Here is a 13307-nt window from a genome sequence, read left to right as displayed (position 1 = left end):
ATTAAATAAATATTCATTAAACATTTCACTAAATAATTTGCATATCAATTTTAAATAATATAATTTCACACCCTCAACCACAATTATATTATAACGATATGAAAAAATTCTTATTTGGAGCGCTTGCTCTGGGGTTAATGTCCGCCTGTAACAATGACAGCGTGACCAACCAAAATGAATCACCAATGAATTCCGAGGCTTCTCCTACTGCATTAACTGTTACGCAAAGGAGCTGTCCATCAGAAGAAATAAGACAAGCAATGCTTCTGAAAAATCCTGCACTCCAACAAAAAATAGCCGATATTGAATTCGGAACCGAAAAGTTTGCAGAAAATCTTAAAGTGGTAAAAGTACTCGCAGATGGAAGTGTTGAGATCCCGGTTGTTTTTAACGTGATCTATAATACCTCAGCTCAAAATGTTTCCGATGCAAGAATCGCAGAGCAAATTGCGGTACTGAATGCTGATTATGGTGCTACCAATTCCGACATCATTAAAATTCCTTCAGCATTTCAGCCTTCAGCGGCAGGTGATGTAAAAATCCGTTTCAAATTAGTAGCAACTAATCGTAAACAGAATACAAAAACAGGTTGGAGATCTGATCTCGAAGAAATGAAAAAAGCGAGTACAGGAGGTATTGATGCTACTGATGTGAATAAAAACATGAACATATGGGTAGTAAATTCAATACTTGACGAAAACAGCCAACCTGGAACTTTAGGCTACGCTTATTATCCAGAACATGCAGGGCAATGGTATGATGGCCTTGTAATTGGATATCAATATATAGGAAAAACAGGTGCTTCAGCTCCGTTCAACTTAGGGAGAACAGTAACACACGAAGTAGGACACTATCTGAACCTTCCACACCTTTGGGGATCATCTAATGCAGGCTGTCAGACAGATTACTCTAATGATACACCTACTTCTCCAGGTCCTAACTATGGAACTCCCACATATCCTTTGAACAGAGTTTGTGGAGGTGTAAGCCGTTCTCAGATGTTCATGAACTATATGGATTATGTAGATGATAAGGCAATGTTTATGTTTTCTGCTAATCAAAAAACAAGAATGCAAGCTGTAGTATCCGCATCCGGACCAAGAGCTGGGTTAAGATAATCGACAAAATCAGTTGAAATATTATAAAAACATTAAAATAGTCTATCTCAATTTTTGGGATAGATTTTTTTTATATTTTTACGCGATTTAATTTCAGTACCATTAACTAAGATGAAAAAAATAGCATTAGCATCAGGAATACTATTGCACTTATTTTGTATTAAGGCACAGGATACGATTCAGTCTCGAAATCTTCAGCGGGATATTGCTTTAATGAATACCAATTTACCGATAAAGGAATCTACTCCATTTTTCAAAAAGGAATGGGTAAAAAAATCTGTAGCTCCCGCCATACTTTTTACTGCAGCAGCAGCTACATGGGGAGAAAAAGAAAATATCCGTGAGGTAAGAAACCGATACCTCCCTAATTTCAAAGTTAAATATGATGATTATCTTCAATACGCTCCTGCCGTAGCTGTTTACGGTCTAAAACTCGGAGGTGTAAAGGGAAGAAACAACATTGGAAGAGCCACTTTATCTTATGGAGCTAGCTTAGCCATAATGGCTATTTTAGTCAATTCGATTAAATATACTGCAAAAGTTGAGCGCCCGGATGGATCTAAAAACAATTCTTTTCCATCAGGACATGCTGCTATGGCTTTTACCAATGCCAGCTTTCTTCACAAAGAATATGGAATGGTAAACCCAGCCTATAGTATTGCAGGATATGGTTCTGCAACCCTCACAGGACTTGGACGAAATTTAAATAACAGACACTGGGTTCCGGATATTCTTGCCGGTGCTGCTATTGGGATCATAGCCACAGAACTCGGGTACTTTTTTATTGATAAAATTTATAAGAATAAGGGAGATAATTTAAGTATTTTATCCAGAGTACAGGGAAATGATTACCCATCTTTCCTTTCTCTAAAAATGGGTACAGCATTAGGTACCACCAACTTCCTGAGAGAATCGGAACTGGATGACAAAAAGCAAACAGGTTTTGAAGGCGGATTAGAAGGAGCTTATTTCTTTTCAAAAAAATGGGGAGTGGGTGCAGACATCACCTTCAGCAGTTTCCCTATTAAATCCCAAAGAATAACCTTTGATGACGGACAGGATTTTGGTGACCATGAGGTTAAAACCCAATCCATGGGTTTCCTTTCAGCAGGAATAGGACCTTATTTTTCTCATGAATTTTCAGACAAATGGCAACTTACTTTAAAGCTAACCGGCGGATACGCTGCTACTGCCAGTGGAAAAGTATCTGTAAAAGGAAATGATATAGACACTCCTAATCACGAACTTCAAATTGCCAGATACAAACCTAAACCGGCTTTCCGTTGGAATACAGGAGCTTCTATGACCTATAAATTCAATCCGGGATTAGGTCTTACATTCTATACAGATTATAACCAGATCAACTCAACAATCCGTTATCATTTCAGTGATGAAATCAAAGAAAGTGCAGAATTAGATCAGGAACTCAACAATCTGATTGCTAAAGAAAAAATCAATTATATTTCACTCGGTTTAAGATTAACCGCTTATTTTTAAGATAAAAAAGCCTTCAGGAGTCTGAAGGCTTTTACATTTATAAAGTTTTACTATTGTCTTCCGGAGTATAATCCATAAAGAGATCCCCATCCAGCTTTACAGATTTTACTTTTTTCTTAATCGGAATCACAAGATCAGTTAATTTTTGATCTTTTTCCCACACAGAGGGTGAAAAATGTAACTTCTCCGTAGTTCCGTCTTCATAAGATAATAATGCATCAAACGGAATGGCAAATCCACCTACATTCGCTACATTTATCGTAAGCAAATCATTCATTTGAGAAGCTCTGGCAACTTTTAAATCAATATAATTATTGGTATAAAACCAATTCTGAAAGAACCAGTTCATATTTTTTCCGGAACCTGTATTCATTGAGTTGAAATAATCCCATGGCACCGGATGTTTCCCATTCCAGTTATCCATATAATGATGTAATGCTTTTTTGAATAACTCATCACCCAGATAATCCTTTAATGCAAGATAAGACAGTGATGATTTCACATACGAGTTGTTTCCGTATCCAGAACCACTTACCTGTGTACTCATTGTAATAATCGGCTGATCTTGTTCTGCTGAAGGATCATTAATCCATTTTTTTACACGGAAATTTTTATAAAAATCTTTAGCTTTTTCTTCGCCATTTTCATCAATTCCGATCAGATACTCCAACGTAGTTGCCCATCCTTCATCCATAAAGGCATATCTCGTTTCGTTGATTCCCATATAGAAAGGGAAATAGGTATGTGCAATTTCATGATCTGCAGTAAGTCTGGCGTCCTGAAGGTCATCCGGAATACTGGTGTCATTAATCATCATCGGATATTCCATATCTGCATACCCTTGAATTGCCGTCATTACATTATAGGGATATTCTACTCCCGGCCAGTTTTTGGAAAACCAATCTAGGTTATAACGCATCCAGTCTACATAATGTTCAAAATCTTTTGCACCGGCTTTATACCCTGCCTGAACACTGGCTCTTTTGGTTTTCAGCTGTACGCTTGCAGCATCCCATACGTAATGATTACTTAAAGCAAAACAAAAATCTGTAATATGATTGGCTTTAAATTTCCAGATATTCCACTTATTCTGCTGGGTAACTTTACCCGACTTCATCTCCTGTTCTGTAGCAATATGCATCAGGTTATCACTTTTCAAGGAAGCTTTATATCTTTTTAAATATTCAGGTTGAAGAACCGCTTCCGGATTCAGGAAATCTCCCGTTGCCCATACTACATAGTTCTTTGGAGCTGTAATAGCAAAGCTATAATCATTAAAATCATTATAAAACTCCTGTCTGTCGGAGTGTGGAAGCATATCCCATCCATTATAATCATCATACACAGAAATACGAGGGAAAGAATAAGCCACATAGAATGTTTCCGGATCAATTTGTCCTTCTCTTCCACTCTGTACAGAAAGCGGATACTCCCATTCAATCTTAACCTCAGCTTTTGACTTTGATTTTAAAGATGATTTTAATTTTATTTTTTCAACAGTTCCCCAATCATCGCTATTGATGTCATATTTTTCACCATTTACAATAAATGATTTGATCTTAAGCCCTGCAGACAAGAAGTCTTTAGAAACGAATCCTGATCTTGGAGACTGCGGCTTATGTAGATTATTTACAAATCTTATCGCTAATTCATTGAGATTATCCGGACTGTTATTGACATAAACAATGGTTTCTTTTCCGGAAACAGTCTTTGTATTAGCATCTACTTTTACTTCAACATTGTAAATCCCTTTATTTTGCCAGTAGTTCTTGCCCGGTGCACCTGAAATATCTCTGGTTCCTTTTTCGTAAGCTCTCTTAATATTTCTCGGCATATACAATTCCTGAGCAGAAAGTTGCAATAATGAAACAACTAACAGCATTCCGGAAAAAATTCTCTTCATAATAATCTCTTTTTTAGATAAGTATCAAAAATAGCTAAAATGTAACATCAAACGAGAATTTCTTTTATAATAATGGTTTATGCTAATGGGATTTTAATTTAAAATATTCTGGAAAGTCAGGAGATAGAAGCTGGAGCCCGGAAGTCATAAACAACAACTGTTTTCTCTTTTTAAAAGTACCCTGATTGTATAGCGACTGTAATCATACTAACTAAAAGTAACTTCCAGCATTCGATCTCAGTTCCCTTAACCAAACCTCAGATTAAAGCCTGTCCTGTTCCGAGGCTTTTCTAATTGTTTTGGCATTCTTTACGGATTGGTTTCCAAAATTATATTTCAATGACACTGTGAACCCTTGAATATCTGTATAATCCAGAAAATAATTATCCTGATTAGCATACTTGGTAACGATCTTTTGACGGGTGGTTTTGAAGATATCATTCACAATAAATGCGGCCTCCAGTTTTTTATTGAAAAACTTTCTATTCATCACAAAATAGGCAGTCCAATTGCTGGAAATTCTGAAAGGGCCTTGTATTCCGGCAGAAAAATACCGATGTCCCATTTCCATTTTCCAGTCACTGTTTTTATCCAAAGTAAAACTGGTAGAAATATTAGACATCCAATTCCAGACTTTGTTCTGATGCAAACTACCATCCACTCCATTGAAATAATTTTCATTACGCTCCAGATTTTCAGACATAACGATATTCCACCAAGGCTTTATCTGGAAACTTTTATACAAACTTAGCCCAAATGCCTGCCCTTTCTCTATATTGGTAAAATTATAGACTACATTATTGGTTTCCGGCACCTGATATGAAATTTCCATAGCAGGAAAGAGCTCTTTGCGATAATACAGATCAATATGCCAATCTTTCCAGGAATACGAAAGATTAAGATTATGAATAATCGTTGCTTTTAATTGAGGATCTCCCTGAAAGTAGGAAAAAAGATTGTAATAAGATTTTGCAGGATTCAACCATGAGTAAGAAGGCCTGCTGATTCTTTTTCCATAAGAAAACCCAAATTCGTGTTTATTTTCTGTGGTATATTGAGCATAAAAAGTTGGAAAGAAGTTCCAGTAATTATTTTTATTACGGGTATACGGTTCAGAAACAATTCCTTCAAGGTCTGTCATTTCAGCACGAAGCCCTCCTTTAAAGTTCCATTTTCCAATATTGTAGGATAGCGAGGAATACAGAGCAAAATTATGTTCTTTATAATCAAAATCACTACTTTTTTCAGGTCTGAATTCCATGGATCCATTTTCATTATCAGAGAAATCAAGCTTGCTGTTTGTTTTTACAAAACTATATTTTGCCCCGGATTCTACTTCCAGCTTTTCACCTTTCCACTGATAATCCAATTGGGTGGAATACAGCTGAACATCAGCCTTATTCTGGGTCAGAAAATTATCTTTTCTTGGAGGCTTACCTGCAAAATCCAAATCGGTAGTTACATTCTGGTATTTACTGGAATTATTACTGGTAAAATAATTGATCCAGGATAAATTGCTTTTTTTATTCAGTTTTCGATCTATCTGAAAACTCACGGAATTATTGATGGAGCTTGATTCATGATCGTTTAGTGTTCTGTAATGAGACTCTATAACATTCTGGCTGTTATAAATTAATGTAGGTACATCGTAGACCCCATGAGACTTTGGAGAAAAATACCCTGAATAGTTGAGGCTTAAGCTGGTTAAACTGTCCAACTCATATTCCACATTAAAATTCAGGGTATTCTGGTTAGTGTTTTTATCCTTCCTGTTCATTGTGCTTATCCATGTGGTTTCACTTTCAGGATAACGAACATAATCTGATCCTTCACGGAAATAAGTTCCCATCCCTTTATAATAGCTTGCCATAATGGATAACTTATCCTTCTTATAATATTGCGACAGTCCGAAAACTGCTTTTGCATACTGAGTCTGAACATATTTCGAAGACAGAATCCCACGATAGCCTTCAATCTTATTCTTTTTCATGACTATATTTAATACTGCACTCCCCGAAGCTTCATATTTTGCAGGTGGATTGGTAATTACTTCTATAGATTTCACCTCATCTCCCTGTGTGTTTTCCAAAAGGTTTTTAAGTTCATCACCAGTCAGCATTACTTTTTTATCATTAATTGTGACCAAAATTCCTGTACTTCCTTTCACTGTTAGCACATTATTATTTACCGTTACACTAGGCGTATTCTTTAAGATTTCCCAGGCATTGAGTGATGAAATATTACTGTTTTCAACATTGAACTCCAGACGATCCACTTTTCTTTTCACCAATGGTTTGCTTTTGGTCATCACAACAGCTTCTATTTCCTGAGTTTCCTTTCTGAGAATAATTTGTAAGGCTTCAGGTTTTCCCAGATCCAGGTTCTTTTCAAATAAAGAGTATCCGTTGTTCTTCACTACCAACTTTACATTTTGTTCCTTAATACCATCAAGAGTGAAACTTCCACTACCATCGGTTTTTAACTCTTTAATTAATTCATTTCTGGAATTATACAGAACTACATTTACTGCTGAAAGTTTTTCATTTTCGGTATTCATTACCGTTCCTGCAATTTTTTGTTTTTGAGCCATCATCATTATGGGAAGACACAGAAAAAGAAGAGTTTTGTTCATGATTACATTTTTAAGAATGAAGTAAGACGATACCAAGCCATGTTTTACAGGACAAAATTCCATATTGAGTGGGAGAATTTCGGTTAACGAAAGGTTAATGATGGGTTAACGCCTTTTTTGCTTTAAAAATGAGAAAGCCTGAATTATAAAACTCAGGCTTTTAAAATTAATGGGAGGTTATTTTTATGGATAAGGAATTGCTTTATCCAGCTCTATTGGATTATAATATTGTTTTATATTCATCTGCGTCTGTTTGGTAAGTCCCGCAAATTCTTCTTTACTTTTGATTTGCTTTCCTTCAATCTGAACATTCCAATCTGGCTGAAAATCTGTTCTCATTCTTGCATAAGGATCGTTATAAAATTCAAGGTTTAGTTTTATCCACTTCTTAAAATCAATAGTGATGGGATCTAATGAATAATGTCTTTCAAGAAAGCCTTTTGTGTCATATGTTTTGGGTAGGTTAATATTTCTGGAGAAAGAATAGATATAGTCTTTCTTATCATCTTCCACATACAGAACCAACCCAGGTAATCCTCTGAATTTATAAGGTCCTTCGGGAATATTAATATCCGGAGTAAACCATGCAGTCCAGTTTCGGCCACCGAATCTCGCTGTTGCTTTCTGCAGATTATAAGTATTAATCTTTTTAGTGTCCGCCTCTATTTTCCACTGAATATTATCTTCAGTTTCAAAAACATAATAATAAGGCATCATTCTGATCTGAAAGTAGTTTTTATTTTTATTGGAGTTTTTTTTCCTGATAATCGTTTGCTCAACCTGGCTGGTATACTGAGATGATATTCCCCCATGAAGAATATTAAGAGAATCGTTTATCAGAAATTCAGATTCATAGAATTTTACTTCTTCTGTATTAATATCCAGCACCATTTCTTCTTTATCATACGTTGCATCATTGGGATCCGGTCTGTACTGAAGCTCGTAGATGAACCGATGAGTCTGTGCGTTTATTATAATCCCTATCAGTATTACTAAGAGGGCAATCTGTTTTTTCATGAAATAACTTATTAGTTCTTTAAAAATAAGAAAAAACATACAAATTATATGGTTAATGAAAGGTTAATGATAAAAATTCGATTTCAGTGCAATACGAAAGTTTTATCTTTGTTTCAATGATACCTAATAACAAAAACCTGATTTATATTTTTACTATCCTCTTCTGCTTTTTGCTGGGAATTCAGGTTTATTTTATGTATAAAACCTATCAGGTTAAAGAAAGGGAAATATACAGATCCGTTGATAGAGGTATCTCAGTCTATACAGATCAGGTGGTGAATAATCATTCTGCTAAAGATTCGAAAGACGATTCTCTGCAAAAGAATATTATCCGATACTATAATAAAAAGCTCGGTAAACAGAATTTTTTAAAATATTTGGTAGATGAAAAAAAATATTCTGGTAAGAATTTAACGGCTTACATCAATGAGCGCCGAAAAAAAGACGGATATATCATCTGTGTAAGAATTCAATATATTCAGCTTCTCCATCTTCCTGACAGCATCAAACTTATACAGCAACCGGTCACCATTTACGAAACAAAAGATAAAGTTAGAAAACCTGCCACCACCAGCGTCGGAACCTGGCGAACGTCATCAACGCAAGAATCTACAGGAAAAAAAACGATTAATAACATGGATTCATTTCATGTTGACACCCAAACAGAGATTGAAATTAAAAATATAAAAAGTCTTGTTTTCAAAGAGATTATTCTATTAATTATATGCTGTATCATCCTGCTTGCAGGTGTTCTTCTATTGTATATTTTCACCGTCAAGAACCTCATCAAACAACAAAAACAGGTAGAAGTTCTCCACACTGTTGTGGATAATATTTCACATGAGTTTAAAACCCCTATAGCCACCTTAAAAATAGCATCCAAAACATTAAAAAAAGGCTGGAATCCAGACACTCTTCCATTGATTGACCGACAAATTACAAGGCTGGAAAGCCTGATGTTACAGCTTCACAAGGATGAAATACCGGAGAATATAACTTCTATACAGCCTGAAAATTGGGACTTCTTTGTTCAGGATCTAGCCTTCACTTATCCAAAGATAGATTTTAAGTTTGAAAACACAATTTCCAGACAGCTTCCTTTTGATAAAAACCTCATGGAAACGGTGGTGAAAAACCTCTGTGAAAACAGTATAAAATATGGAGCTTCTATGGTGACAGTTAATACCAGCAATACTGCTCAGAATCTGAAAATTGAAGTTTCTGATAATGGCCAGGGTATGGAAAGTAAAGAACTAAAAAATATTTTTGAAAAATTCTACAGAATCCAGGCCAATAATATCCATAACAGCAAAGGCCTTGGGCTTGGGCTCTATTTTGTAAAAGAAATTATTACATCTTATAATGGCAAGGTTGATGTTTCCAGCCAGCCCGGCACTGGAAGTACTTTTAAAATAACAATTCCTTATGAAAACTAAAATTCTACTGGCCGAAGACGACTCCGATTTTGGTACCATCCTTAAACAATATCTTGAATTGGAAGATTTTGACGTCAGTTGGTTTCAAAATCCTGAAGATATCATCCCGCTTCTCTCTACTGAATTTTCTTTTCAGATGGGCATTTTGGATGTTATGATGCCTAATATTGACGGTTTTTCTCTTGCTAAAATGATATTAAAAGAGAAAAATGACTTTCCGCTTTTATTTTTAACGGCAAAGAACCAGAAAATTGACCGGTTAACCGGATTAAAAATAGGTGCTGACGACTATATTGCCAAACCATGTGACCCTGAAGAACTGGTACTGAGAATCAGAAACATTCTGAAAAGAACCTTACCACCTACTACAGAGCCTCTGGTGAAAATCGGGGAATACTCGTTGGACATTCAAAAACTTCTGCTATCTCATCCCAGTGGAAATGTACGAATGACTGCACGGGAGCAAGACTTACTTTTATACCTTCTGAAACATAATCACTCCACTATTACAAGAAATAATATTCTGGATAGCCTGTGGGAAACCAATGATTATTTTACGGGAAGAAGCCTTGATGTATTTATCAGCAGACTCCGCAAGTACTTCAGCAATGACCCTAAAGTAAAAATCCAATCCCTCAGAGGAATTGGATTTGAAATTGATTTTCCAACCCATTAATTTTAAAAAGAAAGCTTCACAACAACCGGGAAATGATCCGAGGGATAAAGGAGATTCTCTCTTCTGTCATTAATGTGACGGTGAGATTTTATTTTAAAGTCTTTTGTAAAAATATAATCGATTCTTTCTTTCGGTACTTCATTAATATTAAAAGCAGTAAAAGTTCCTAGAGGACCATAATGCTTCGTTTCTGAATGATAAAAAGTATCCTTCATGTTTTGTGAAAGAATTTTAACCGGTTCTGTATCATCGGTAAGATTAAAATCTCCACTTACTGTTACCGGCAGGTTCTTTGGGTTAAGCTCTTTGATCTTTTTCAAAATCAGTTCTGAAGACTTCACTCTGGCTACATTTCCAACATGATCGAAATGAAGATTCATGGCAATGAATTCCTTTTTTGATTTTTTATCTTTAAAAACAGCATAAGTACAGATTCTGTTCAATGCTGCATCCCAACCTTTTGAAGGTTTTTCAGGAGTTTCAGATAACCAGAACGTCCCTGATTTTACTGCTTCTAATCTTTCAGTGTCATAAAAAATAGCTGAAAATTCGCCTTTCTCTTTACCATCATCTCTTCCTACTCCAATATAGTCGTAGTTCTTCAATCCGTTTTTAATATCCTTCATCTGTTCCGGAAGTGCTTCCTGCACTCCAAAGTAATCAGGATGATAATACGTTAGTAAATCAGCAACATCCTGTTTTCTTTCTGGCCATGCATTTTCCTTGTCCGAAGCAACATTCAGTCTGATATTAAAACTCATTACGGTAAGGTCCTGTGAAAATCCCCATGCAAACAACATCAGGAACATCATTGAAAATCTGAAATTCATAATTATTTTATCAATTTGAGACAAAAATAAGACTTCTCCATCATAGAAAAGTCATATTTGTATCACAATAATGTTAAATTAACCTTAGTTTGAAATAAGAATTACTGGTGGCTCAAAGCTAGGAGCTGGAAGTTATGAAAGTCATAAATAATAATTATTTTTCTTTTAAGATAATTTAATTGTATAATGAATGTTGTCATTATCACTAAAAGTAACTTCCAGCATCTTTCTTTCAGCTTCCAGCCTTTAATTACAGAGATTACAATACCAGAGTGTTATTATTCAAATTACTATCAGGGATTTGAGAATCCGGATCTAATTTAACCTCTGTTATTTCTTTATTAGAATCTACCTTGAAAGTCCATTCGGTATTTCTTTTCCAGACTTCAATAGGGATTTTGACATTTTTGAACGTTCCATCCTTAAATTTCAATTGAACAATGGTGGGTACTGGTAATTGTCCGATATTTTCAACAGTGATCTGAACACCTTTTTTAAAGTCTCCATCAATGTATTTAGCACTCTTCACTGCCTGATCTATTTTCCACTTATTGAAAAACCATCCTCTCCAGAACCAGGTTAATTCTTCTCCCGAAACATTCTCCATAGTATGAAAGAAATCCCACGGAGTAGGATGTTTGAATGCCCAGCAATCTATATAAGTTCTAAAAGCTTTATCAAATTTTTCAGGACCTAGAATGGATTCTCTTAAAATAGATAATCCGGCTCCCGGTTTATAATAAGCCAAAGCAGCAATACTTCTTTCCTTCATATTATCTGGTCCCACCATAATAGGCTCCAGATTATCGTTCATAAAAAAGCTTCCAGCTTGTCCCAGACTCTTTTTTCTGTAATATTCTCCTTTATTAAATGCCTCTGTTGAAATTTCGTTGATAAATGTATTAAATCCTTCATCCATCCAGGCAAATAATCGCTCATTAGAACCTACGATCATAGGAAACCAGTTGTGCCCAAATTCATGATCTGTAACACCCCAAAGTTCTTCTCCTTTCGAATCCATATGACAGAAAACAATTCCCGGATACTCCATTCCGCCTTCATTTCCAGCTACATTGGTTGCTGCAGGATAGGTATAGCCATACCATTTATGGGAATAATGTTCTATGGCTGCTTTAGTATACTCTGTAGATCTGCCCCATGCTTTTTCACCTGCACTCTCTACAGGATAAGCAGAAATAGCTAATGATTTTTTACCATTGGGAAGATTGATTCTCGCTGCATCCAAAATAAAACCGGCAGATGATGCCCAAGCAAAATCACGGGCTTGTGTAATTTTAAACTTCCAGGTTTTCGTTCCGGAAGATTTATTTTTACCGATTTCAGATTCCGGATGTATCATTACAGTTTTATCACTGTTTCTAGCCTGTTTCCACCTGTTTGTTTCTTCTTTAGTGTATACTTCATTTTCATTCAAAAGCTCACCTGATGCTACTACATAATGGTTGGCCGGCACCGTAATATTGGCAGTAATATCTCCATATTCCAGATAAAATTCAGACGCTCCTACATACGGAAGCGTGTTCCATCCCATTACATCGTCATACACACACATTCTCGGATACCATTGTGCCATGGTAAATATTTTACCATTCTTTGTATCCTGTATTCCCATTCTGTCTGATCCATATTCCGGTGAAATAAAAGAGTATTCAATAGCAATTTTCGCCACTCCTCCTCTTGCTTTAAGTTCTTCAGAAAGATCAATCTGCATTCTTGTATCGGTAATGGTATATTTCACCTCTTTACCGTCAATTTTTACAGATTTGATGTGGTATCCGCCTTCAAAACTTTCTCCATGAGCTCCGTTTCTGCTTCCCGACAAAGGAACAACGGCATTTCCACGGGAATCTTTCGCAAACAGGTTCTGGTCAAGTTGCAGCCAAAGGAAGCTAAGCTTATCAGGGCTGTTATTGGTATATTTTATTTCAGCAGTACCTATAATCTCTTTTTTACTTTCATTCAAACTGACATTCAAATGATAATCTGCTGAGTTCTGCCAATAGGCATGTCCCGGTTGTCCGCTTGCAGAGCGGGTTTCCGTACCTGTCTGAGGATAGAAGAACGGTTTAAATGCTTCTACGTAATCATACTTTGGAGTTTCCTGTGCCAATACATTTCCTGAAAAAAAGAAAACCGTAATCGCTGAAACAAGAGTTGGAAGTTTTAAATTCATTTGA

The 13307-nt window shown here is 35.8% G+C and carries 9 protein-coding genes; 4 read left to right on the top strand and 5 right to left on the bottom strand.

Annotated elements, in window-relative coordinates; all coding sequences use genetic code 11:
* Positions 1 to 98: 98 nt before the first annotated feature.
* Positions 99 to 1118 carry a zinc metalloprotease gene (locus CHSO_RS03860; protein ID WP_045492484.1) on the top strand — a complete coding sequence of 340 codons (1020 nt, stop codon included), beginning with the start codon at positions 99 to 101 and terminating at the stop codon, positions 1116 to 1118.
* A 111-nt stretch (positions 1119 to 1229) separates the two neighbouring features.
* Entirely contained in the window at positions 1230 to 2615 is a 1386-nt protein-coding gene (locus CHSO_RS03855; protein WP_045492480.1) for a phosphatase PAP2 family protein, read from the top strand.
* A gap of 37 nt (positions 2616 to 2652) precedes the next feature.
* Here CHSO_RS03855 and CHSO_RS03850 read toward each other — a convergent pair whose 3' ends face one another.
* The 3 genes from CHSO_RS03850 to CHSO_RS03840 all read right to left on the bottom strand — a co-directional run bounded on the left by CHSO_RS03850 (position 2653) and on the right by CHSO_RS03840 (position 8167).
* The gene (locus tag CHSO_RS03850; RefSeq protein ID WP_045492478.1) at positions 2653 to 4518 is read right to left on the bottom strand and encodes a M1 family metallopeptidase; all 1866 of its coding nucleotides are present in this window, start codon (positions 4516 to 4518) and stop codon (positions 2653 to 2655) included.
* A gap of 262 nt (positions 4519 to 4780) precedes the next feature.
* Positions 4781 to 7150: an outer membrane beta-barrel family protein gene (locus tag CHSO_RS03845; protein WP_045501825.1), complete on the bottom strand. Its 2370-nt coding sequence runs from the start codon at positions 7148 to 7150 to the stop codon at positions 4781 to 4783.
* A 183-nt stretch (positions 7151 to 7333) separates the two neighbouring features.
* A complete protein-coding gene (locus CHSO_RS03840) occupies positions 7334 to 8167 on the bottom strand; it encodes a GLPGLI family protein (protein ID WP_045501822.1) in 834 nt (277 codons plus the stop codon).
* 116 nt (positions 8168 to 8283) lie between these two features.
* On the opposite strand from CHSO_RS03840, the gene CHSO_RS03835 reads away from it, so the two are divergent.
* Both CHSO_RS03835 and CHSO_RS03830 read left to right on the top strand, forming a co-directional pair.
* Entirely contained in the window at positions 8284 to 9603 is a 1320-nt protein-coding gene (locus CHSO_RS03835; RefSeq protein ID WP_045492475.1) for a sensor histidine kinase, read from the top strand.
* Positions 9593 to 10279, top strand: coding sequence for a response regulator transcription factor (locus CHSO_RS03830; protein WP_045492472.1), 687 nt, complete (start codon positions 9593 to 9595; stop codon positions 10277 to 10279). The genes CHSO_RS03835 and CHSO_RS03830 overlap by 11 nt, the downstream gene beginning before the upstream one ends.
* Before the next feature lie 2 nt (positions 10280 to 10281).
* On the opposite strand, the gene CHSO_RS03825 is transcribed toward CHSO_RS03830, so the two are convergent.
* Both CHSO_RS03825 and CHSO_RS03820 read right to left on the bottom strand, forming a co-directional pair.
* Positions 10282 to 11109, bottom strand: a complete 828-nt coding sequence (locus CHSO_RS03825) for an endonuclease/exonuclease/phosphatase family protein (protein ID WP_045492468.1) — start codon at positions 11107 to 11109, stop codon at positions 10282 to 10284.
* Positions 11110 to 11368: 259 nt separating this feature from the next.
* On the bottom strand, positions 11369 to 13303 hold the full coding sequence (locus tag CHSO_RS03820) for a M1 family metallopeptidase (protein ID WP_045492466.1): 1935 nt from the start codon (positions 13301 to 13303) through the stop codon (positions 11369 to 11371).
* Positions 13304 to 13307: the final 4 nt, after the last annotated feature.

Source organism: Chryseobacterium sp. StRB126 (assembly GCF_000829375.1).
Lineage (GTDB): Bacteria > Bacteroidota > Bacteroidia > Flavobacteriales > Weeksellaceae > Chryseobacterium.
This window is presented reverse-complemented; position numbering and strand designations above follow the sequence as displayed.